This is a genomic window from Aquimarina macrocephali JAMB N27, from assembly GCF_000520995.1.
Classification (GTDB): Bacteria; Bacteroidota; Bacteroidia; order Flavobacteriales; family Flavobacteriaceae; genus Aquimarina; species Aquimarina macrocephali.
In genome coordinates, this window is sequence record NZ_JACA01000052.1 from 49,425 (window position 1) to 73,825 (window position 24,401).

Genomic DNA, 24,401 nt, shown 5'->3' on the forward strand with positions numbered 1-24,401 from the left:
TTACAAAAAGATTGTTTTTTTTATAGAAAACAATCTTTTGAATAGCTTGTTGTACCTTACCAAGTGCGGATATAAGGGAGTTTGGTTATTTTTTATAAAAATATTTTTTTTTGAAAAAAGATTTAAAAAATAATGAATTTTATAAAGAATGTAGAAAACAATGCTGTAGAAACATTATTTAGAACTCATAAGAAACTCCTGTTTGAATTGTAAAGTACAAAGGTCGATAACTTTCAGAATTTTGGCTGGCATTTTTTAATTGATACTTAAGTAAGGGCTCAACATTTAAAAACATTTTTTTTGATAGCTTATATTGAAGATTTGTTCCAATGTTAATGCTGAAATTTGTTTTCAAAATATTAGTATTGCTTCCTAACTTAAAATTGTTAGATGCAGTATTTATGGCAATATTATTTTCATCTAGAAACAGAAAACTTAATTCTCCTATTAGTGAAGTGCTAATCTGATTATCTAAGATTTGATATTGTAACCCAAATGAAATTTCGTTGTAAATTGTCTTTTGTATTACATCTACTTTTTCAGAATTTCCTATAATATCATTAACGGGTAAAATTATTCCTAAATCATTAAGTATAATGGGTAGTTGATCAGTTTGGATGTTTTTTATTTTGTTGCTTAACTTTAGTCGGTTATATCCAACCCTTAGCGCTATTTTGTCTGTATAATATGATTTAAAGAGAACACCATAGCTCAAACTTATTCTACCACGATTTGTGTTTTTTGCCAGATGGTTGCTTATCAAAGACCCATTAGGGGCGATAGTATATGTTGGGATGACCTGCGCTCCTATGCTAAATTTTTGAAATGGTTTTTTCTTTATAGGATTCATATATACTAATGTATCCTTATTCTTACGGTTAGTGATAGTGGTATTCTTTTTGGGTGTTATTAAAGTTTTTAGAGAATCATCTTTACGTTCTTTATGCTTTTCATTTTTAGATGCTCTGTTGCGATTGTGATTTAAAACTTGATCTGCTTTATTTTTTGTTTTGCTTGTAGTTACGGTTGAAGATATTGAGGTTCCTTCATTTATAGGGTTCGTTTTTGTACTAGAAATAGAAGTGTTTAGTTTATTTTTTATTTCTTCGATACCTCTATTGGTTCCTTTTTTTGCGCTGGATGCCTGTTGATTAGTTTTGTGAGTAGGAAGCGGCATTTTATTTGTTGTTATTAAAAGACTAGAATTCGAAACATTTTTATTTGATGATAAACCAATACCATTATTAGTTTCACTATATAGTAAAGACCAATTGTTTTCTACCTTATTTGTATATAGATCATTGATATCAGGTTTTGATTTGGGTGACATAGATACTGTTGTTATATCTTCATTGCCTGATATTTGTAGTTTGTTGTTTTCTAGATCTATTTCTTCGCAATTTTCTGGAGCTACTGGTCTTTTTGTTTTAGTATTAATTGGGTTTTCTGTGATACTATTATAGTTATATGTATTAGCAGCAAAAAGTATTAATAACAAAAGAAATATAAGTACACCTACTACTTTTGCCCAATAAAAAAGCGTGTTATCTTCTTTTTTGGGTAATTTAGGTTCGATATCTTCCCAGGATAAATTACTAGGTGATTGATTAAAGCCTTTAAGTTTTTCTTTAAAAGCTTTTCCTATGTCTTTTGGGTCAGCCATTACTTATTGCAATTTTTTTTAAATAATTGTTACTAGATGTTATTTTGGTTTTTAGTATAACTTTTGCTCTATGTAGGTTTGATTTTGAGGTCCCTTCAGAAATATGTAACATTTTGGCTATTTCTTTATGAGAATACTCATCTAGTTCATATAAGTTAAAAACCAATCTATATCTGTCGGGTAATTCCTGTATGTGTTTTAGTAATTCATCTAATGAAAGGTTTAATGTTTCAGGATCAATTTTGGTATCTGCGATATTCTCTTCATTGATATTTATATCAGTAAAAGATGTTTTTTTATATTTATCGATAGCTTTATTAATCGTTATCCTTTTCATCCAACCTTCAAAAGAACCTTTAAAATTATATTGATTTATCTTTTTAAAAATTGTAATAAAGGAGTCTTGTAAATTATCTTCTGCTTCATCATAATTTTTGCAATACTTAAGACTCAAAGCAAATAGTATATCCCTATAAAGGTGAAACAATTCACTTTGTGCTTTCCTGTTGTTTTTTTGGCACTTCTTAATTAGCTTTCTTGTGTCCAATTGGTTTTAAGCTTAGCAAAGACTATTTATCGAAATCTGAAATATTTTTAATAAACAAAAAAGAACTCAATTTTCACCTTTAATTTTCACTATGTGGTACTTAAAATACCACATAAATTATCACTAGTTTACTTTTTAGACTGAATTGTTTTAAATGGTTGCGTAAAAGATTTAAAAAAAAGCAATCTTTCCTGAAAACAAGGAAAGATTGCCGAAAATAACAATTAGCTCTCGTTATTATTATCGCAGGCTTCAGCAAATAAAACTATTCTAATTATTTTAGATTCGTTGGTATCTGTATTTTTGATGTTAACGAAAACTAACTGAGGATTAGTTGTGTTTTGATAAACAGACGAGTCTAATATATTTGTTTCTTGTTCTGCATGCTCATAGGTTTGGTAAAATGATAATGTTAATAAAGAAGGATCTATATTTTCCTGAAAAGAAAGAATACAGTCTTTGTAATCATCAAAAACAAAATTGGCGGTATCTTCAAAATTTTTCAATTCACATTCCTTAAATTCTACATAATCGCATGAATTTTTAATATTACATTGTCTTTTGATGATATATTTATCGGTTTCATTGGATACTTCTACAGTTTCATCATCTATTATCATGGCTTTCCAATCAAAATTCCAATCTTTGGCTGTTTTAGAATTTCCTTCAAGATGAATATTAATATGTAATTTACCTTCAAGGAAAAAGGATATCCACGAGGTTCTGTATGCATTACCATTATCATAAAAAATACCGGTTCCATCGTCATAAAAATCTAGTAGTGCATCATTATAGTTTTGATTATTAGTTGAAGAGGTAATTTTCCAAATGCAATTTTCTTCTAATATTCTATTACAATAGATAATAATCTCTGATTCGATACAAGCTTCTATGGTTTTTTTTAATTCGGCATTGTCCTGGATGCTAAACGAACTGCCATCTTCTAGAATGGTAGTTATAGGATAACTTAGGCCTATTGCGCTATTAGTTCCTTCTGAGTCTTCCAGAAGACCCACAAAATCTATATTATCATAGACTATTCTGCTATCTACAATTTCAGAATTTTCATCAAAAAGATATACATTAAAAGGGTAAACAAAAGTGATACAGACGGGCTTATTATCTTCATTTTTGCTTTCTGAAATACTTTTTAACGAATTAAATAATTCTGAATCTGTTTCTATTTTTTGAATATTATCAGGAAATAGATCGAAGGATTCATTATGGCAGGAAACCATTGAAATTAGTAGGGCGCTAAGTAGTAGGGTTTTAAACGTTGTCATAGTTGCATTATTTAAAGTCTTTGTCTTATAGACTGATAGCCTTTAAATGGTTGCGTAACATTAACTTATTTATCCAAATCAATAATAATTGGTAAAATTTATACGGAAGGAATGTATTTGGAATTTGGATTGTGTGTAGTGAAATAAAAAACGCCTTCAAGATTCTTGAAGGCGTTTTTTTAAATAGTATAGAAAAATTAATTTTCTTTTTTATCTCTATGAGGTTTTCGATCTCCTCTTGGCTTGTCACCTTCTGGTCTTGGAGGTCTAGGTAATAATGCTTTTCTAGACACTTTTTCTTTACGAGTTCTAGAATCAATTCCGAAATATTTTACATCAAAGATATCACCCATATTTACAACATCGCTAACATTCTCTGTGCGTTCCCATGCTAATTCTGAAACGTGAAGTAAAACTTCATTACCAGGAGCTTCCATATATTCTACTACAGCACCAAAATCTAACATTTTGATTACTTTCACTTCATATACACTACCAACAACAGGTTTAAAAGTAATAGAATCGATTTTTGCTAATACTGCATCAATTCCTTCCTGGCTTGTACCAAGAATCTCTACATTTCCTTCTTCTGTAACAGGGTCTTCATTGATAACAATAGTAGTACCTGTAGTTTTTTGTAATTCTTGAATTACTTTACCTCCTGGGCCAATTAAAGCGCCAATAAAGTCTCCAGGAATTGTTTTAGTTACCATTTTTGGTGCATGTGATTTTACATCCGCATTTGGCGATGCAATAGTATCTGTTAATTTTCCTAGAATATGTATACGACCATCAGCAGCTTGCTTTAATGCGTTTACCAAAATTTCATAAGAAAGACCTTTTACTTTAATATCCATTTGGCAAGCCGTAATACCATCAGCAGTACCAGTTACTTTAAAGTCCATATCTCCTAAGTGATCTTCATCACCTAAAATATCAGATAAAACTGCATATTTTCCTGTTTCACCATCAGAAATTAATCCCATAGCAATACCAGAAACTGGTTTTACCATTTGTACCCCGGCGTCCATCAATGCCATAGTCCCAGAACATACAGTTGCCATAGAAGAAGAACCATTAGATTCTAGTACTTCTGATACTATACGCACAGTATATGGGCAATCAGCAGGAATCATTCCTTTTAAGGCGCGTTGTGCCAAGTTACCGTGACCAACTTCTCTACGAGAAGTTCCTCGTATAGGTCTTGCTTCACCAGTACAGAAAGGAGGGAAGTTGTAGTGAAGGTAGAATGTTTCTTCTCCTTCATAAGATGGCATATCAATTTGATTTGCCTCTCTAGAAGTTCCCAAAGTCACTGTTGCTAGTGCTTGAGTTTCTCCTCGTGTAAATATAGAAGATCCATGAGTTGATGGTAAATAATCAACTTCACACCAGATTGGTCTGATCTCATCAGTTTTACGACCGTCTAGACGTAATCCTTCGTTTAAAGTAAGATCACGAATAGCAGCTTTTTCTGCTTTAGAATAATATTTAGATACTAAATCTCCAAAGTCTTCAAGTTCTTCTTCAGAAAATGTAGCTTTTATTTCTTCTTTTATTTCAGAAAAAGCTAAACCACGTTCTTTTTTAGAAGATCCCGCTTTTGCAACAGCATATACTTCATCATATGCCATTTCATGAATTTTCTTAGCTAAGTCTTCATCTTCTCTTTCTGGATCGTACTCTCTAACTTCTTTTCTTCCGAAGGCTTCGGCTAATTTAAGCTGAGCAGCACATTGTATTTTTATATGATCATGAGCGAATTTGATAGCTTCTACCATTTCTTCTTCGCTAATCTCTTTCATCTCTCCCTCAACCATCATTACAGAATCTGCAGAAGCACCAATCATCATATCGATATCTGATTCTTCTAACTGCGCTCTTGTTGGGTTAATGATAAATTCACCATTTACACGTCCTACGCGTGCTTCTGAAATGGCACATTCAAAAGGGAAATCAGATAATTGTATCGCTGCAGATGCTGCTAGTCCAGCCATTGCATCAGGCATAACATCATCATCATGAGACATTAACTGGATCATCACCTGAGTTTCTGCGTGATAATCTTTTGGGAATAGTGGTCGTAATACACGATCTACCAACCTCATTGTTAGTACTTCACCATCACTTGGTCTTGCTTCTCTTTTGAAAAAACCGCCAGGGTAACGACCAGATGCTGCGAATTTCTCTCTATAATCTACTGTTAATGGTAGAAAATCGACATCACTTTGTTTGTAATTTGAAACAACTGTACATAATAACATACACTTGCCAGATTGTACAACAACAGAACCATGAGCCTGTTTTGCTAATTTTCCGGTTTCGATAGAAATTTCTCTACCGTCACCAAGGTCAATGACCTCTTTATAAACTTTTGGAATCATAATTTTTTTGATTCTAACGTATCAGTTTTATCATACAGATAAATCCTGATATGTTTAATTAAACATTGGTTTCCGTCTTACTCGGACGGACAAGGTTGTGTTGTTGTAGTAATTGCGCGACCAATGAAAAACTAAGGCATGCATCCATACTCTAGTGAAGTACAAATGTTTTTTAATTATTTAATATAAAAAAAGAGGCATGCAGCCTCTTTTTTATTACTTTCTTAATCCTAATTCTTTTACAATTGCACGGTATCTCATGATATCCTTTTTAATAAGGTAGTCTAACAGATCTCTACGTTTCCCTACTAGCTTTACCAAAGAACGCTCTGTATTAAAATCTTTACGATTCTTTTTTAAGTGCTCAGTAAGATGAGTAATTCTGTGCGTAAACAATGCAATTTGACCTTCTGCAGAACCACTGTCATTCTTTCCTTTACCGTGCTTTGCGAAGATTTCTTCTTTAACTTCTTTCGTTAAATACATTCCAATATTATTTAAATGATTTTTATGTATAAATAGCTCTTTGCTATTAGCGTGCAAATATAATATTTTTTGGATTAGAAATGCATTTTATATGAAAAAACATAATGCAATTAAACGTTTTGCATAATATACGGTCTTAGTATCGTAACGTTAAAATTAAATATTATGAAAAGTAACTTATTTAAATTTAGTTTAATCGCATTATTTTTTTTGATTTTAGTAGGATGTAATAAAGATGATACTGAAGATCAATTGGTAACATCTTTCACTACCGAAGAAACAGAACTTAATGCCAAGGTAGATAATACGACCGAGGTAATAAGTGATACATTTTTACAAGTGTATGAGTATGAGGAAAGCGCTGTAAAAAGCCCCATACATCCTTTTTTGCCAGACTGTGCAACTATAACCGTTGAGGATACAGATACTTCTAAAGAAGTAACTGTAGATTTTGGCACTGAAGGATGTGAAGTTAGAGGAGGGCATATTGTAAAAGGAAAGGTGAATATGTCATACGTGGTAGATACCGAAGCAATGACAAGGATTATTAACTATACTCTCGAAGACTTTTTTGTTGATGATGTTCAATTTGTTGGATCTAAAATAGTAACCAGACAAAAAGCTAATGATAATGGTAATCCTCAATATACAATGAGTCTTGGTTTAACGGTTACTTTTGCTGATGGTACGCAGGCATCCAGAACAGGGTCGAAGGTTCGTGAATGGATCGAAGGTTCTTTTAATGGTAATTGGGGAGATAATGTTTTCTTAATTACAGGTGCCTGGGAAACTAATTTCAAAAATGGAAGCACACATAGTACCACAATTATAACACCATTACGACGAGAGGCGAGCTGTAGATTTTTGGTGAGTGGTGTTGTTGAGTTAGTAAGAACAAATTATAGTGGTTCGTTAGATTATGGTAATGAAGAGTGCGATAATTTAGCAGTATTTACTAATGATAATGGAGAAGAGCGTGAGATTCGATTATAGCCTGTTGATCTACAAGTCTTTGATGTGATTATATAAAAAGGCCCGACTTAAAGTCGAGCCTTTTTATATAACTGATATATTATATTTTAATTTGCTAAAGGACGATTTAGAATTAAACTTAGATATAGGTTTATTTTTTGTTTTAGTTCGTGTCTTGGAGTTATAAAGTCCAGAAACCCGTGTTCTTTTAAGAATTCGGCGGTTTGAAAACCTTCAGGTAATTCTTTTCCTGTGGTATCTCTAACAATACGCGGGCCAGCAAATCCAATTAATGCTCCTGGTTCTGCAATATTAATATCACCCAACATGGCAAAAGAAGCTGTTGTACCTCCTGTTGTTGGATCTGTACATAAGGATATATATGGTATTCCTGCATCGGCTAATTGAGCTAACTTAGCAGATGTTTTTGCCAATTGCATTAGCGATAATGCTGCTTCCATCATACGAGCACCTCCTGATTTAGAGATAATCATAAATGGAATTTTATGCTTTAATGAATAATCAGCAGCTCTTGCGATTTTTTCACCTACAACACTACCCATAGAACCTCCAATAAATGCAAAATCCATACATGCGATAACTAAATCATTACCAAAGGATTTTCCTACTGCTGTTCTTACGGCATCTTTTAAATTTGTTTTTTCTTGCGCGTCTTTAAGACGATCAACATATTTCTTTTTGTCTTCGAATTTAAGAGGGTCTTTTGAGGTAACACCTTTATCAAGTTCTTTAAATTTATTGTCATCAAATAGGATTTCAAAATATTCTTTACTACCTATTCTTACATGATATCCATCTTCTGGACTTACATAGAAGTTTTTTTCAAGTTGCTCTGCATCTACAATTTTTCCCGTTGGAGATTTATACCAAAGCCCTTTAGGGACATCCTTTTTGTCTTCGGTAGCAGTTTGTATACCTTTTTGTGTTCTCTTAAACCAAGCCATATAATTTTATTATAATTAAAAAAAGCTGAAACTCATTTAAGGAGTTTCAGCTTAAGTTTTTCAGTCTTCTATAATGTATTTACATTATTTAAATCCTCGAATGCCTTTTTAAGACGGTTCTTAAAGGTAATTTCTCCTTCTCGTAACCATTTTCTGGGATCGTAATACTTTTTATTAGGTTCTTCTGATCCACCAGGATTACCTATTTGCGTCTTCAGATATTCAATATTATTGGTCATGTAATCTCGAATACCTTCATTAAATGCAAATTGAAGATCTGTGTCAATGTTCATTTTAATGACTCCATATCCAATTGCTTCTCTTATTTCTTCAACAGTAGAGCCACTTCCTCCATGAAAAACAAAATCGATGTGGTTATGTTCAACTTCATATTTCTTTGAGATAAACTCCTGAGAATTTTTAAGTATTTTTGGTGTTAATTTTACATTACCTGGCTTGTATACACCATGAACATTACCAAAGGCTGCTGCTACAGTAAATTTATCACTTACTTTACTTAATTCTTCGTAAGAGTAGGCAACTTCTTCTGGTTGAGTATATAGCTTAGAATCATCTACATCGCTATTATCTACACCATCTTCTTCACCGCCAGTGATTCCTAGTTCGATTTCTAAGGTCATACCCATTTTGCTCATACGAGCCAAATATGTTGCACAGATCTCGATGTTTTCTTCGATTGGTTCTTCAGATAAATCAATCATATGAGAACTGTACAATGGTTTTCCGGTTTCTTTGTAAAATTCTTCTCCGGCATCTAATAGGCCATCGATCCAAGGAAGTAGTTTTTTTGCACAGTGGTCAGTATGCAAAATTACTGGTACTCCATAGGCTTCAGCCATTAAATGTACATGTTTGGCACCTGCAACTGCTCCTGCAATTGCTGCCTTTTGGTCTTCATTAGAGAGGCCTTTTCCAGCATTAAACTGTGCTCCTCCGTTAGAGAATTGAATAATTACAGGAGAATTTAACTCTGCAGCAGTTTCTAAAACGGCATTAATCGAATTAGAACCGATTACATTAACTGCAGGTAATGCAAAAGCTTTCTCTTTTGCATATTTAAAAATTGCCTGAACTTCGTCTCCTACGGCAACTCCTGGTTTGATGTTGTGACTCATAATTTAGTTTTGGTTTATAAGGCTACAAAAATAGTAAAATTATACGGAAACCGATAGGATTAAAATAATCATTGAAACAAGCAGAGTTGTGGTTGTTTTAATTATTATGGATTATTGATTTTTCTCAAAAATAAGATATGTAAATGTTTGATGTTAGAATTAAACTATCTGATATGATGAATGGTTAAAAAGGATAATTAATTCCAAAATTATAAACTGCTTCAGAGAAGTTATACCCTTTAAACCACCTTTTATTTTGATCGTTGGCTGGATTAAAAGTTTTGAATCCTATGTCAAGTCTTAAAACGAAGAAATTAAAATCATATCGAAATCCGAAACCACTTCCTAGAGCAATTTCCCTTACATCATCTAATTCTGAAAAGATAGCATCTTCTTCTTCTACATTGTCCAAAACATTCCAAATGTTTCCGGCATCAACAAATAATGCTCCATGTAATGACCCTAGAATCTTGTATCGGTATTCTGCATTTAGTGCAATTTTCATATTAGCTTCATTAAACTCATCTCTCCCGCCAGTACTTCCTGGTCCCAGATCATATACTAACCATGCTCTGTTATCATTAGGTCCACCGCCAAAGAAACTTCGTGCAAAAGGAATACTATTAGAATTACCGTAAGGAAGTGCAATTCCTCCAAAAGCCCTAAAAGCAACTACGTTTTTTCGTCCTAAATCCCAATGTTTTATGTAATCCAATTCTGTTTTTGCATATTGAGAAAATTCTACACCAAATATCTCAAAACGTTTATTAGAATTTTCTTTTAATCCGGATATATTTGAAATTGCACTTAATACATTACCTGCTAACTCGACTTTTGCTCTAAATCTTGAATAACTTTCATCATAAAGGTTTTCTCTATTGTTCTTTGTGTAGGTGTAACTCGAAGCAAAGATTAAGTTGTCTTCGGTTAATCTTACCTTTCTTTCATTGATATTTCGAATCTCTTGTAATTGATCTGATGTTAGATCGGGATCTGCTGCAGAACTTAAAGATTCTGCTATAAATCCATTTGCTCCACTAGGAATATGTAATACGGCATTATCTATATTTGGAGTACCGGTATCTGGTTGAGAAAAGAATGGTGAATCTGCCTCTAAAACTTTTGTAGCAATATTATTTAACCTGTTAAATGAAGTGTTGTAAATGTTAAAATAGTTGCTAGTGTTTAAGTTTCTTACGTATTGTATATTAACAAGATCAAATTGGTTGGTTAGAGTATTGCTAGGTTTCCATCGATAATTAAATACTCCTGTGGCATTTTGTTTATCAAGGCCAATATTTTGCTGAACATTCATTCCGAAAATAAGATTAGTAGTCGGCGACATATGTTTTGGAATAATCTTATGATTTATAAAAGGAAAAACAATTTTAGGAAAAGATAGTTTTACATCTGCTCCTACTTCGGATATATTAAAGAATTTTTGACCACCATCTACTGCATCACTAGAAGATCCAATACTTCCCCGAGCCGAGATTTCTAAAATTTCGGCTCCTCCAAAAACATTTCGTATTAAAAGAGATCCTCCAAAACCTATTCCAAAGGCTTGAATATTTGATGTCGATACATCAAAATCTATATTTGTACTGTATTTTTTTCTTGGAGTTAATAAGATATTGGCAACAAGATTTTCTCCAGTTGGATCATTAGGGTCAATATCAAATCGTATGTTAGGATATTTAAATGTTCTTAAATTATTGATTTGATTATAAGTAAATGTTCTGTCTTTATCTCTGAAAATTTCACCTGGTGTAATGAGAACAGAATTTGTAATTGCTTTACGAGTATATTTTATTTTCTCAAAACCGTAAATATTATACCCTTTATACGAAGTACTATCTTTAGGTTTTTGATTTCGATTTTGATAAGAATAATCTGTGTAAATATTTACTTTGCTTATTTTATGAACTTTAAAAGGGGTTCTAGCGGTAGAATCTCCATATGTTATAGAGCGGTTCTTTATAAGTAGATTTAGATTTACTTTATGATCCGTGTTAACAGTATCAGCATCAAATTTTATAAATTCTTTTTCGAAGTGAAATAATCCAGAATTTCGATATAATGAAGTAAGCCGTTCTCGTTCGGTCTCAATATCTAATGTTTTATATTGTTTTCCCGAAATAATTATAGATTTCTGAGCGTTTAATTTGTAAATAGAATCAGCAACCTTAGATTCTATTTTGGTTTTTAATGAATCAATGAAATAAGGTTCGTGTGGTTTTACATAATAGTCTACAGTTGCAGTTTTATCGTTCTTTGTATTGATCTTATAATCTGCTTCAATATTAAACCAACCGTTATTCCAATAATAGGCTTGTAGTCTTTTTATAGAACGTTTTACTTTAGATTCATCAATAATTGAAGGAGATTCTCCTGTGCTTTTTACCCACTCATTAATACCTGATAGTCCTACGCCTAATCTGTCTACTTGTTTTTTTGAAAGGAACTTAATGATTCTTTTTTTTCGCTTAGGTTTTCTGGTTAGCCAATCTTGATATAAAGAATCTTGATTTATTCTTGCCAGATTATATATATGAAGCCTAATAGGGATTCCTAATAGTTTAGTATTTGGTTTTTGATATAATTGATTGTACAGTTTTGAGTCCTTAGTTTTAGCGCTATCGACGTAAATTTGATTTTTTTTCAAAAGATATTCGTGCTCAGGAACTCTTTTTACCGCATTACACGAAAATAAAAAGATGCTAGTTAAGGTAATTAATAATATTTTTGTCAGAAAGTGTTTCAACCTGTATTCATTCATTGATTCAAAAATACACTATTTGTATGGTTAGCAAAAACCAAAAGAAATTAATAAAGAGTTTATATCAAAAAAAGTACCGAAAACAACATGGATTGTTTGTTGCAGAGGGTAAAAAAGTAATTAAGGAGTTACTTGCTGCTGATTTGAAGCTTCATTCCCTCTTTACTTTAGAGACTGGAATTTTTGATGTTTCTGCGGCATTAGAGTGTCGTGTTACCGAGGAGGAGTTAAAACAGATTAGCTTTTTAACTACTCCGCAAGTTGCATTAGCAGTGTTTTGTATTCCAGAAGTAAAAAAAACAAACTCAAAAGGTTTGATTTTGGCATTGGATGATGTTAGAGATCCCGGTAATTTGGGAACTATAATTCGTCTTTGTGATTGGTTTGGTATAGAGAATTTGGTATGTTCTTTACAAACTGTAGATTGTTATAATCCAAAGGTTATACAGGCTACAATGGGATCTATTACAAGAGTAAATATTAGTTATGTGAACTTGAAGAATTATTTAACTTTAGAAACACCAAATTCTAGGATTTTTGGCACTTTTATGAATGGAAATTCTATTTATACCGAGAAATTACCCAAAGATGCTATTGTTATAATGGGTAATGAAGCAAATGGAATCTCTGAAGATATCGAGAATCTTATTAAAGACAGGGTAACAATTCCACAATTTGGATCAGATCAAAAAACAGAAAGCCTTAATGTTGCTACTGCAACGGCTATTGTGCTTAGTGAATTTAGAAGATCTTAACTAAGTTATGTTATTGAAATGTGAAATTTATAAAAATCCCTCTCGTTGACATTTTATCAATAGTCGAAGTATATGGACTATTAGGGTCATTGTCTTTTACCAACTCATCAGACATAGCAAATACACCTCTTATAGATGGAGTAAATTTGAAATAGTATAAATACAAATCTATACCAAAACCAATTTCGTAATAATTAGTATTGGTTTTCATTCTAAATTGCCCTACACTATTATCATCGGGATTATCTTCGTTACTAGACAAGTTTATAGAGGTAGAAACACCTCCAACAATAAAAGGTTTAATATTATTGATTCTTTTGGTCGATATTTTTAGTAATAACGGTACATGTACATATGTTGATTTTACTTCTCTTACAGATTCAAAATCTGAAGTAAATTGAGAATTAGAAAACCTTAAATTTCGTGTGTTAAAAGTAACCATAGGTTCTAATCTAAGATCAAAATAATCATTTAACCTCAGGTTCCCTAAAAGACCAACACTAAAACCAACAGATTCATCATGTATAATATCAGTATCTGGTGCATCTGTTGTATAATCAAAATTAAAATCATAAAGATTAAATCCAAGAATATAACCATAACTAAACCTTGGTTTATCAAAGTTTTGAAGGTTCTGTACCTTTTCTTTAGAAAATAACTGCGCACTCATATTTTGAGTACATATTAAAACTACTATTAAGATAAATATTCTTTTCATCTAAATTAAAATTAACCTTTTAATGGTTTAAAACCCTTATTCGTTTTGATATTATTATTTTGTGGCTGTATAAATTGTAGCTACACCAAAAGTTTGGGGATTATCTTTGACTTCTATAAACCCGATTTTTTTCAAAATATTGTTGAAGGCTTCTCCATAAGGAAAAGCTGCAGCACTTTCACTTAGATAAGAATAAGCAGATTTATCCTTTGAAAACAACTTACCAACAAGAGGTAATATTGTTGATGAATAAAACTTGTATCCTTGTTTATACGGGGTTTTTGTGGGTATCGAGGTTTCTAAAACTACAAAAATACCTCCGGGTTTAAGAACTTTAAAAATCTCTGAAAGCCCTTTTTCTAAATTTTCAAAATTTCGTACTCCAAAAGCTACAGTTATCGCATCAAAATAATTTTCATCATAAGGTAGATTTTCACTATCTCCCTGTACCATATTAATAATGGTGTCTAAATTTTTTATTGCAATCTTTTGCCTTCCAACTTCCAGCATTCCTGTAGAAATATCAAGACCAATGATTTCTGATGCCCCTGTTTTTGATAGATTTATGGCCAGATCACCAGTTCCTGTAGCAACATCCAAAATTCTTTCAGGATTTGTTTTGCTAACCAGTTGAACTACTTTTTTACGCCATTTTACATCAATACCAAAAGAAATAACACGATTTAGCCCGTCATAATTCTCTGAGATAGTATCAAACATCTCGGCAACCTGCTCTTTTTTAGATCTGGTTTTGTCTTTATATGGAGTTATTTTTTCTGACATTAAAAAAATTTAGGCAAATATACATTTTTGATATTGAACTAATCCTGAGTTTTGTCGTTTAAGCAAAAAAATGTGATTTTGTTCTATAACACTGGTTTTTGTAAGACATGTTTTTTGGTTACAAAATGATGAAAAATGAAATCATAATTATTAGAATTGAAGTTGAGGATCATCAAAATTTTACCAGTTAGTCAATTTACATTATCTTTGTACGCTTTTATATTCTAAGACCTTACTTCTAGTTATTTTGAAGTGTAGTATTTAGTCTTAGTTTGATTTTATCTTTAGATGGAAAACAATAAACAAAACCAATGAAAATCATAATCGCCGGAGCTGGTGAGGTAGGATTTCATTTGGCGAAATTACTCTCGTTTGAATCCCAGGACATTACACTTATAGATACAGATAAGGAATGCCTTAATTATGCGGATACTCACCTGGATATTAGAGTTATTAAAGGAGATTCTACTTCAATTGCTATTTTAAAAGAAGCAAGAGTAGATAATGTAGATATGGTAATTAGTGTTACCTCTAGCGAAACAACCAATATTACGATATGTGTATTGGCAAAACAGCTTGGGGCTAAACGGACTATTGCTAGGATTTCTAATACAGAGTTTATAGAAAATAAAGAAGAAGTTGGATTCATTAAATTTGGTATTGATGAGCTAATTTCTCCAGAGGCCTTAGCAGCTAGTGAAATAGAGTTATTGCTTAGTCAATCTGCATTTCATGGTAGTTATGAATTTGAGAATGGTGCGCTAACGATGGTGGGGACTACTTTGTCTAAAGAAGCATTATTTGTTGGCAAAACAGTAAGAGAAGCAGCAGACGTTTTTCCAGAATTACATTTTATGCCTATCGCAATTCAACGTTCAGGAACTCAATATACATTAATACCAAGAGGGGATACTACCTTTAAAGAAGGAGATCAAGTGTATTTTGTAACTTCAAAAGGTGGAGTAGAAGAGCTGTATAAGTTAACAGGAAAAGTTAAAGAGCAAATCAAAAATGTCATGATTCTGGGGGGGAGTAAGATTGGTTATAAGACTTCTCGGGATCTTTGTGATCATAAATTTAGAGTAAAGCTTATCGAGAAAGACAGAGAGAAATCCTTTGATCTTGCTGATGAACTGCCTAATGCTTTGATTATTAATGGTGATGGGCGAAATGTAGAACTATTACAAGAAGAAGGTATAGATGGGATGGATGCTTTTATAGCTGTAACTGGTAATTCTGAAACCAATATAATGTCTTGTCTGGTGGCTAAGTCTAAAGGAGTGAGAAAAACTATTGCATTAGTAGAAAATATGGATTATTTCCAGTTATCTCATTCTATTGGTATAGATACCTTGATCAATAAGAAACTTCTGGCTGCAAATAATATTTTTAGATTTATTAGAAAAGGGGAGGTTGTAGCAATGACCAAACTTAATAATATGAATGCAGAGCTGTTAGAGTTTATTGTTAAGCCTTCATCAGAAGTAAGCGATAATTTAATCAAAGATTTAGATTTTCCTCGTTCTGCTATAATTGCTGGTGTTATTAGAGATGAAGAAGGAATGATCCCACTGGGAGATTTTTATATTCAGGCAGGAGATAGAGTAGTGGTATGTTGTTTGCCAAAATCTATTAAGAAAATAGAAAAGCTTTTCCTTTAAGATGTATAGATTAAACTATAAGATTATCTCACATATCATGGGGCTTTTATTGCTCTGTAATGGCGGCTTTATGCTAATCGCCACATGTATCAGTTTTATCTATAAAGATGGAGTTACTATAGAAATCATGATGGCATCTTTAGCTACGATGTTTATTGGGATCATCTTAATGTTTTTAACAAGAGAGCATCAGAAAGAGATTAATAAACGAGATGGATATATTGTTGTAACTTTTGGTTGGATATTCATGTCTCTTAGCGGAACATTACCTTACTTATTCTCTGGAGCAATACCATCTTTTACCAATGCTTTTTTTGAAACGATGTCTGGATATACTACTACTGGTGCATCTATTCTTAATGAAATAGAGATTATTCCTAAAGGAGTTTTGTTTTGGCGTAGTTTAACACATTGGATTGGAGGCATGGGGATTATTGTATTGGCCATTGCTATTTTGCCATTATTAGGGATAGGAGGTATGCAGTTGTTTGCTGCAGAGGCACCTGGACCCAGTGCAGATAAATTACATCCTAGAATTACAGATACTGCAAAGCGATTGTGGTTGATTTACTTTGGGTATACTGTTGCAGAAACGATTCTTTTGAAACTAGCAGGGATGAATTTCTTTGATGCTATAAACCATGCATTAAGTACATTATCTACAGGAGGGTTTTCTACAAAAAATGCAAGTGTTGCGTATTGGAACGATCAACCGCTAATACAATACATTATCATATTGTTTATGTTTTTGGCTGGTATGAATTTTGTTCTTAGTTATTTTGGATTTAAGGGTAAGATTCAGAAAATTATAAAAGATGAAGAATTTAAATTTTATGCGCTTTCTGTTATTATATTTACAGTAATAGCTACCCTTGTAATTTATAGTAAAGCAGATGTATCTATGTCATCTATTGATCATCCGATGGTGTGGGGAGAAGCAGAGAGTGCTTTTCGTCATGCATTATTTCAAGTACTTGCGGTAATTACTACTACAGGTTTTGTGAGTGCGGATTTTACAATGTGGACTCCTTTTTTAACAGTTCTTTTCTTTGGAATTATGTTCCTGGGTGGTTCTGCGGGATCTACCTCTGGAGGTATAAAAGTAATGCGGCATTTAATAACTATTCGAAATGGGATTTTAGAATTTAAAAGAACATTACATCCCAGAGCAATCCTTCCGGTAAGGTATAATAGAAGATCAGTCTCTAAGGAAATTGTATTTAATATATTGGCATTTTTTATATTATATATGCTTGCCTTTATTATTGGTTCTGTGGTCTTAGGCGCATTAGGATTAGATTTTGAAACTGCAATTGGAGGAGCTGCTTCTTCTCTAGGTAATGTTGGACCTGCTTTTGGTAAACTTAGTCCTGTAAATAACTTTGATGTATTACCTGCCTTTGGGAAATGGTGGTGCTGCTTCCTTATGTTAATAGGAAGATTAGAGCTCTTTACAGTGCTGATACTTCTTACCCCGTTTTTCTGGAGAAATAGGTAATTTAGTTTATTGCATTTGCCATTCCCAGGTTGCAGAAGAATTTGGCACTATAGCCCATAATTCAGCAACTTTTTTGATGGTATCTTTTACAGTTCCCTTTATGCTTTTTAGCTCTCTATCTTCAATTAGAAAAATATCTAATATTGATTCATAGTATCTGATATAATTAGCGCTAAACTCTTTTTCTGGTTTGATGTTTAAGATTTCATCATCTGTGTGGGTTACGTCAAAGTTTTCTTTAAAAATTTCAAGGACATTTTTTTTGACGATACGTTCCTTTTCTAGAGTATCCATAACAATTGGTTTTAAGTTGGTTCTTTTTGAATATTTGTTTCTTAGAAAAACATAATATTCGGGATATAGCTAAAGTATAACTCTAATTTCGTTTATTTAGTATAGAAGGCAATTTTAAAAATTGTAAAATAAGGTTAAAATTTACTTAACGTTTGCTAAAAAAATATGCCAATACCCTATTTTATAGGCATTGGCATATTTATAAAAAGTTAAAATCGTTAATTATTAGCTCACAATTTCTTTAATTCTTTTGATAGCTTCTTTAATTTCTTCTGTACTGGCAGCATATGATATTCTAATACAATTACTATTTCCAAAAGCAATACCTGTTACTGTGGCAACATTAGCCTTTTCTAATAAGAACATTGAAAAATCTGTAGCATTTTCAATAGTGTGTCCTTGTAATGTTTTACCAAAGTAATGTGAGATGTCAGGAAAAACGTAAAACGCTCCTTCTGGTTCATTACATTCGAATCCTGGAATCTCGGATAACAAACCTAGTATTAGTTTTCTTCTCTCTTTAAACTCATCAACCATATATTGAATTTTGCTAACAGGGGCTTCAAGGGCTGTAATTACTGCGCGTTGAGCAATACAATTAGCTCCACTGGTTACCTGGCCTTGCATTTTATTACATGCTCGAGCAATTGAAGTTGGTGCTCCAATGTATCCTATTCGCCATCCGGTCATAGCAAAAGCTTTAGCGACTCCATTAACAGTTACTGTTCTGTTATACATGTCTTCAAATTGAGCCATAGAAGCATGACCGCCAACATAATTAATATGCTCATATATTTCATCACTTACTACAATGATATTAGGATATTTCTGTAGTACGTCTGCCAATGCTCTTAATTCTTCTTTGCTATAAATAGATCCACTTGGGTTACAAGGAGAGCTATACCATAGCATTTTGGTTTTTGGTGTAATCGCTTTTTCGAGCTGTTCAGCTGTCATTTTAAAATCGGTATCAATAGAAGTTTTTACTTCTACTGGAACTCCACCAGAAAGTTTTACAATATCACTATAACTCACCCAGTAAGGACATGGTAGAATTATTTCATCTCCTGGGTTAATATATACTTGAGCAACATTATAAAGAGATTGTTTTGCCCCGGTAGATACAACAATTTGTGAGCGATCATAGGTAAGACCATTATCACGCTTAAATTTAGTGATAATTGCATCTTTTAATTCTACGTATCCATCAACCGGCGTATACGAATTGTAGTTGTCGTTTACAGCTTGTATAGCAGCTTCTTTAATAAAATCTGGAGTGTTAAAATCTGGTTCTCCAAGACTAAGGCCAATAATATCTTTCCCTTCGGCTCTTAGTTCACGTGCCTTTGCAGCCATCGCTAATGTAGCTGATGCTTTAAGCGCATTGATTTTGTCTGATAATTGTATGCTCATTTCTGATACTTGTGTGCTCATTTTATCTGGTAAATAAAAATTATGATTGTATTGCAGGCTTCATTCCCATTTCTTTAAGATGTTTAAAATGGGCAATAATAGCTTTCCGCGTGGTTTTGTACTCGTTATAAGGGAGATTACATTCTATAGCAGTTTGTTTTACAATTTTAGAAATTTTAGTATAATGAATATGACTTATATGAGGGAAAATATGGTGTTCTACCTGGTGATTTAAGCCACCGGTAAACCAATTTACCAATCTGTTTTTTGTAGAAAAATTTACTGTAGTAAATAATTGGTGTATTGCCCAGGTGTTTTTCATGGTTCCAGTTTTATCCGGGATTGGCATTTGTGCTTCTTCTACCATATGGGCTAACTGAAATACTACACTTAATATCAATCCTGCAACATAGTGCATTATAAAAAATCCTATTAAAATTTTCCACCAGGCTATTGACATAAAGATCATAGGGATTAAAATCCATATAGATAAATAGATGGTTTTGGTGATAACAATAGTACTCCATTGTTTTAATGGGCTAGGTAGTTTTCCGTAAGAAAGCTTACGAGCAAGATAGTTTTTGGTTTGCTTAAAATCTGTAGTCAACGCCCAGTTAAAAGTTAGTAAACCATAAAGAAATATAGAATAATAATGTTGAAATTTATGAAAACGTCTCCATTTTGAATGTTTTGTGAAACGAATCACCCGGCCAGCATCCATATCTTCATCATGACCATGAATATTTGTATAGGTATGGTGTAAAACATTATGTTGTACCTGCCAGTTATAAACATTGCCCGCCAGGATATACATACTGCCTCCCATTAGCTTATTAATCCATTTTTTTGAAGAATACGAATCGTGATTTCCATCATGCATCACATTCATGCCCACGCCAGCCATTCCTACTCCCATTACTATAGTGAGTAGTAGCATCCACCATTGCGAAATGTTAAGGGTAAGAATTAGAAAATAAGGGGTTAGAAAAAGAGAAAACATAACGATGGTTTTAGTGTGTAATCGCCAGTTTCCTGTTCGTTTAATGTTGTTTTCTTTAAAATATTGATTTACACGTTTATTTAATGTTTTAAAGAATTTAGCAGAATCTTCTCTGCTAAAACGTATGTTAGGTGCAGTCATAAGCATTGAGGTTTATGATCAAACGATTATGATCATAATTATATTGGGTAAAGTTAGGTATTTAAATTTTTTTAAGTTCCTAAAAAGAAGTAAAATATCTCATCTTAAGGTGTATTTTTGTGCTTTAATTACTATTTGATGGATATTATACTTAAATACTTTCAGAACCTAACTGAAGAACAAAGATTACAGTTTTCAAAACTTGAAGATTTATATACAGAATGGAATGCTAAAATTAATGTTATCTCTCGTAAAGACATCGAATTGTTATACGAACGACATATTTTGCATTCTTTGGGAATAGCAAAAATTTTGGAGTTTAAACCGGGAGCACAAGTACTGGATGTGGGAACTGGTGGTGGTTTTCCTGGGATTCCTTTAGCGATTTTATTTCCAGAAACTCAATTTTATTTGGTTGATGTTATTGCCAAAAAAATTAGAGTTGTCAATGAAGTGGCAAATGCATTAGATCTAAGTAATATTAAAGCAGAACAGCGAAGAGCTGGTACATTTGATGATCGTTTTGATTTTATCGTAAGTCGTGCAGTAACCAATATGCCTGATTTTGTGAAATGGATTAGAAAAAATATTGCAAAAAAGAACAATCACGAATTACAAAACGGGATTTTATACCTTAAAGGAGGTGACCTTACAGAAGAGTTAGCTTTATTCCCAAAAGCTGTAGAACACAAATTATCAGATGTTTTTGAAGAAGAGTTTTATGAGACTAAAAAAGTGGTTTATCTTCCTTTAAAATATAAAGTATAAAGAAAAAGGAGTTTTAGATTCATTTAAAACTCCTTTTTTGGTAATATGCTTTAACTAATTTATATACTAATATAATCTGTATAGCCTTCTTCACCAGGAGTATAGAAAGTATCCATGATAGGCTGAGTTAATGCAATGTTGCTTTTTAATTTTTCAATAAGATTTGGATTTGATATGTATGGTCTTCCTATATAAACAAGATCACTTCCTTTGTCCAATACTGTTTGAGCTTCTTTTGCTGTATTTATATTTCCTCCTGTGATAATTGTTCCTTTAAAAATATTTTGAAGTGTTGTAACAATATCTGTCGGAAAATCTGGAGCTCCCATACCACGATGATCTACGATGTGAATATATGCTATATTAAGTTTTGATAACTCTGCAGCTAAGTAGCTGTACATTTCTACTAAATCATCATATGTACCTTGCATATCATTAAAAATACCATAAGGAGAGATTCGTACACCTACTTTATTTGCGCCAATAGCATCAATGGTTTTTTGTGTTAATTCTAGTAAGAAACGAGCTCTGTTTTTATAAGAACCTCCGTACTCGTCGTTACGAATATTAGATGCAGGATTCAAAAATTGATCAAGTAGGTAACCATTCGCACTATGAAGCTCTACTCCGTCGATTCCTGCTGATACTAAATTAGTTGCTGCTTGTATATATTCGTTTTGAGTTTTTTGTATTTGATCTATAGACATGGCTTCAGGAATGGCATAAGGACTACTTCCTGATATGTCAGTATGAATTTCTCCACTTAGTTGTACGCTTGATGGGGCCATAGTTTTTGCGCCTTCTGGTAAATTTGGGGTTGCAGAAGCTCTTCCGCAATGCATTAATTGCACAAAAATTTTACTGTCTTTGCGATGTACTCTTGAGGCAATATTTTTCCATCCTTTAATTTGAGTATCAGTAAAAGCTCCGGGAATTCTAGCGTATCCTAATCCATTAGGGGATGGCGACGTTCCTTCGGTTATGATCAATCCAGCATCAGAACGTTGTTCATAATACAATGCCATAATATCATTTGGAATGTTTTTGATTGCTCTATTACGGGTCATAGGGGCCATTACAATATGATTTTTTAAAGTAATTGAACCTAAGGAATATGGTTGAAAAATTTTCATTTTGTATATTTTTTGTATTAAAAGTTTATAAAAGTAATTATTAATAGTTTCTAAAAGAAACATTTGTATTTTTGTACCCTAAAAAAATGGTAACCTCGATGTAACTAATGAGGTTATTTAACAAAAAGTTAAGAATTATGAGTAGAAAATTAGTTCATAATCCGAATCATTGCCCAATGATTCATGCAACGAATATTATAGGAAATAAATGGACACCTATTATTATTTATGTTTTAGGAGAACGTAAGTTAAGATTTGGTCAATTGGTGGTTTTTGTGGAAGGAATTAGTAGAAAAGTTTTAACAGAACAACTTAAAGAACTAGAACAAAAGGAGGTTGTAAAGCGCGAATCATTTGCAGAGATCCCTCCTAGAGTTGAATATTCTCTAACCGAAAGGGGGAAGGAATTATTGCCAATATTAAGTCAATTGTGTGTTTGGGGATCAGGGATTAATGTAGGTAGAGAAGATGAAAAAAATATTGAAGTAAAAAAGAGGGTTTGATTTATAAATGTCTTTTGTAAATTAAAATCGTATAGATTCACTTTGTTCAAATGTCTTCGACAAGTTTGCCCTGAGGCTATCAATGGGTTCAGACTGACAATTACAGGCCTAACTAAATGATATTTCCAGTATCATGTGGTTTTAACTAGGACTTTGTTTTTTATAAAATTTTTAATTTATTGGTATTTTGTTAAAATAATATATTGTTTGACTGTTATTTTGATATATGCATTATGCTGTTGATAATCAGTGATCCATGTTTTTTGATGCATTTGTCGTATAATTCTTTGTCTTTGGAATAAAACTTGATCCATTATTGGTGATACAAATTTTTAAATAGGATGAATATGTTGGTAAGCTTTAAACCGATAGCCAGAAAAAATCTGGGGGATACTACAGCTACCCCAAAGCATAATGCTTTGGTGGTACATAAGAATGTAAAACAGGTTACTCCCTCAAAAGAAGTAACTCCCGTATTCATCGAACGAATAAAAATTGGTTATCGCTCAAGTATAGAATTAAGCATGTAGTTTAAGACTACAAATCAAAAATACTCTCTGGTACTTATAGTGTTAGAGAGTATTTTTTTGCCCAAAAAACGCCAAAACTCACCTAAGAAGCGATTTTTTTTGACCTTAGATGCCGTTTTTTTTCATCTAAGAAGCCGATTTTTTTGCTCTAGACGACCAAAAAAGTCACTCAAAAACACCGTTTTTGAAGCAAAAATACCTTAAAATATCCTCAAAAAAACAGGCTGATTCACACTCTTTTTACGTCGAAAATTGATTAAAATAGAATGATTTTTTTAGAAATTTTCACCTTTTCAGAACTCCTATGTGCTTTTGGTGTGATTGCTTTAGTTGCTATATATCAGCAATACCTGCCACGTTATTTACGCTTGATACACAATCCAATTTTCGCTTCAATCAAAAAAAATAAACCATTCACTAAAAAAATAGGATAAGAATACAGATTTCCATTAGGATGTTAGGAGCCTTATTTTTTTTGCCTCATTTATAAGAACGAAGCACCTCGATTCCTAATGTATTGTTAAACCTATTAGTACACTTCTTAGCCACCCCAAAACACAGAAATTTAGTTTATGATTTCTTTAGCTTTTTTTACATAAAATTAACAGAATAAGCATTCTGAGTTCCGAAAAATGAAACTGGCAACCTTTAATATTGCATCAAGAATATCATTTTTAACAACCTAATAAAATCCAACTTATGAGAACAATACAACACAATCCTTACCGACAATAATATCCAAACTCATAGAAGCCATGAATGGTTCTCATTCTAGAGACTAGAACCATGTTTCTGACTTCTTGATCACATATTTGAAAATAAGAGGTTTTTCCTCTTATCGACCCTTCTATTACTAACCCCACTTTTGGTAATATATATCCGTATTAACCATTTTTTATTCACAAAATCATGAAAAAACAATTAATCCCTTTAATAATACTTGTATGGGGTGCTCAGACGAGTGCGCAAGTAGCCTCTGGAGACAAGCT

General features: G+C 32.4%; 21 protein-coding genes. 7 read left to right on the plus strand and 14 right to left on the minus strand.

Going from position 1 to position 24,401, the window contains the following annotated elements; translation table 11 throughout:
- Window positions 1–178 precede the first annotated feature (178 nt).
- From Z054_RS0123965 to rpsO, 5 genes are all read right to left on the minus strand, one after another.
- Window positions 179–1,663, minus strand: coding sequence for a hypothetical protein (locus Z054_RS0123965; protein WP_024772555.1), 1,485 nt, complete (start codon window positions 1,661–1,663; stop codon window positions 179–181).
- Window positions 1,656–2,210 carry an RNA polymerase sigma factor gene (locus tag Z054_RS0123970; protein ID WP_024772556.1) on the minus strand — a complete coding sequence of 185 codons (555 nt, stop codon included), beginning with the start codon at window positions 2,208–2,210 and terminating at the stop codon, window positions 1,656–1,658. Before Z054_RS0123970 ends, Z054_RS0123965 begins: the two co-directional genes overlap by 8 nt.
- A 224-nt stretch (window positions 2,211–2,434) precedes the next feature.
- Complete coding sequence (locus tag Z054_RS0123975) at window positions 2,435–3,493, minus strand: hypothetical protein (protein WP_024772557.1); 1,059 nt, start codon at window positions 3,491–3,493, stop codon at window positions 2,435–2,437.
- A gap of 197 nt (window positions 3,494–3,690) precedes the next feature.
- Window positions 3,691–5,877: a polyribonucleotide nucleotidyltransferase gene (locus Z054_RS0123980; protein ID WP_024772558.1), complete on the minus strand. Its 2,187-nt coding sequence runs from the start codon at window positions 5,875–5,877 to the stop codon at window positions 3,691–3,693.
- Window positions 5,878–6,093: 216 nt separating this feature from the next.
- Window positions 6,094–6,363, minus strand: a complete 270-nt coding sequence (rpsO, locus tag Z054_RS0123985; RefSeq protein ID WP_024772559.1) for a 30S ribosomal protein S15 — start codon at window positions 6,361–6,363, stop codon at window positions 6,094–6,096.
- 165 nt (window positions 6,364–6,528) lie between these two features.
- Between rpsO and Z054_RS0123990 the strand changes: the two genes are divergently transcribed.
- Complete coding sequence (locus tag Z054_RS0123990; RefSeq protein ID WP_024772560.1) at window positions 6,529–7,356, plus strand: hypothetical protein; 828 nt, start codon at window positions 6,529–6,531, stop codon at window positions 7,354–7,356.
- An 86-nt stretch (window positions 7,357–7,442) separates the two neighbouring features.
- Here the strand turns inward: Z054_RS0123990 and accD are convergent, their stop codons facing one another.
- The 3 genes from accD to tamL form a co-directional block, all read right to left on the minus strand.
- Window positions 7,443–8,300 (minus strand): acetyl-CoA carboxylase, carboxyltransferase subunit beta, encoded by an 858-nt coding sequence (accD, locus tag Z054_RS0123995; RefSeq protein ID WP_024772561.1) that lies wholly within the window; start codon window positions 8,298–8,300, stop codon window positions 7,443–7,445.
- Between the two features lie 68 nt (window positions 8,301–8,368).
- Window positions 8,369–9,436 carry a class II fructose-bisphosphate aldolase gene (fbaA, locus tag Z054_RS0124000; protein WP_024772562.1) on the minus strand — a complete coding sequence of 356 codons (1,068 nt, stop codon included), beginning with the start codon at window positions 9,434–9,436 and terminating at the stop codon, window positions 8,369–8,371.
- A gap of 184 nt (window positions 9,437–9,620) precedes the next feature.
- Window positions 9,621–12,215: a translocation and assembly module lipoprotein TamL gene (gene tamL / locus Z054_RS0124005; protein WP_035093343.1), complete on the minus strand. Its 2,595-nt coding sequence runs from the start codon at window positions 12,213–12,215 to the stop codon at window positions 9,621–9,623.
- A gap of 23 nt (window positions 12,216–12,238) precedes the next feature.
- Here tamL and Z054_RS0124010 point away from each other — a divergent pair, with 23 nt between their 5' ends.
- A complete protein-coding gene (locus Z054_RS0124010) occupies window positions 12,239–12,970 on the plus strand; it encodes a TrmH family RNA methyltransferase (protein WP_024772564.1) in 732 nt (243 codons plus the stop codon).
- 10 nt (window positions 12,971–12,980) lie between these two features.
- Here the strand turns inward: Z054_RS0124010 and porT are convergent, their stop codons facing one another.
- Entirely contained in the window at window positions 12,981–13,688 is a 708-nt protein-coding gene (porT, locus tag Z054_RS0124015; RefSeq protein WP_024772565.1) for a type IX secretion/gliding motility protein PorT/SprT, read from the minus strand.
- A gap of 54 nt (window positions 13,689–13,742) precedes the next feature.
- Window positions 13,743–14,471, minus strand: coding sequence for a bifunctional demethylmenaquinone methyltransferase/2-methoxy-6-polyprenyl-1,4-benzoquinol methylase UbiE (ubiE, locus tag Z054_RS0124020; RefSeq protein WP_024772566.1), 729 nt, complete (start codon window positions 14,469–14,471; stop codon window positions 13,743–13,745).
- A 311-nt stretch (window positions 14,472–14,782) separates the two neighbouring features.
- Between ubiE and trkA the strand changes: the two genes are divergently transcribed.
- A complete protein-coding gene (trkA, locus tag Z054_RS0124025; RefSeq protein ID WP_024772567.1) occupies window positions 14,783–16,132 on the plus strand; it encodes a Trk system potassium transporter TrkA in 1,350 nt (449 codons plus the stop codon).
- A 1-nt stretch (window position 16,133) separates the two neighbouring features.
- On the plus strand, window positions 16,134–17,630 hold the full coding sequence (locus Z054_RS0124030; RefSeq protein WP_024772568.1) for a TrkH family potassium uptake protein: 1,497 nt from the start codon (window positions 16,134–16,136) through the stop codon (window positions 17,628–17,630).
- A gap of 6 nt (window positions 17,631–17,636) precedes the next feature.
- On the opposite strand, the gene Z054_RS0124035 is transcribed toward Z054_RS0124030, so the two are convergent.
- The 3 genes from Z054_RS0124035 to Z054_RS0124045 all read right to left on the minus strand — a co-directional run bounded on the left by Z054_RS0124035 (window position 17,637) and on the right by Z054_RS0124045 (window position 20,478).
- A complete protein-coding gene (locus Z054_RS0124035; RefSeq protein ID WP_024772569.1) occupies window positions 17,637–17,924 on the minus strand; it encodes a hypothetical protein in 288 nt (95 codons plus the stop codon).
- A gap of 225 nt (window positions 17,925–18,149) precedes the next feature.
- Window positions 18,150–19,337, minus strand: a complete 1,188-nt coding sequence (locus Z054_RS0124040; protein WP_024772570.1) for a pyridoxal phosphate-dependent aminotransferase — start codon at window positions 19,335–19,337, stop codon at window positions 18,150–18,152.
- A 40-nt stretch (window positions 19,338–19,377) separates the two neighbouring features.
- Entirely contained in the window at window positions 19,378–20,478 is a 1,101-nt protein-coding gene (locus Z054_RS0124045; RefSeq protein WP_024772571.1) for a fatty acid desaturase family protein, read from the minus strand.
- Between the two features lie 138 nt (window positions 20,479–20,616).
- Here Z054_RS0124045 and rsmG point away from each other — a divergent pair, with 138 nt between their 5' ends.
- Window positions 20,617–21,246 carry a 16S rRNA (guanine(527)-N(7))-methyltransferase RsmG gene (rsmG, locus tag Z054_RS0124050; RefSeq protein ID WP_024772572.1) on the plus strand — a complete coding sequence of 210 codons (630 nt, stop codon included), beginning with the start codon at window positions 20,617–20,619 and terminating at the stop codon, window positions 21,244–21,246.
- Between the two features lie 59 nt (window positions 21,247–21,305).
- Here rsmG and Z054_RS0124055 read toward each other — a convergent pair whose 3' ends face one another.
- A complete protein-coding gene (locus tag Z054_RS0124055; RefSeq protein ID WP_024772573.1) occupies window positions 21,306–22,379 on the minus strand; it encodes an alkene reductase in 1,074 nt (357 codons plus the stop codon).
- A 137-nt stretch (window positions 22,380–22,516) separates the two neighbouring features.
- Between Z054_RS0124055 and Z054_RS0124060 the strand changes: the two genes are divergently transcribed.
- Entirely contained in the window at window positions 22,517–22,882 is a 366-nt protein-coding gene (locus Z054_RS0124060) for a winged helix-turn-helix transcriptional regulator (RefSeq protein WP_024772574.1), read from the plus strand.
- 347 nt (window positions 22,883–23,229) lie between these two features.
- Complete coding sequence (locus Z054_RS0124065) at window positions 23,230–23,412, plus strand: hypothetical protein (RefSeq protein WP_152538666.1); 183 nt, start codon at window positions 23,230–23,232, stop codon at window positions 23,410–23,412.
- Window positions 23,413–24,401 lie beyond the last annotated feature (989 nt).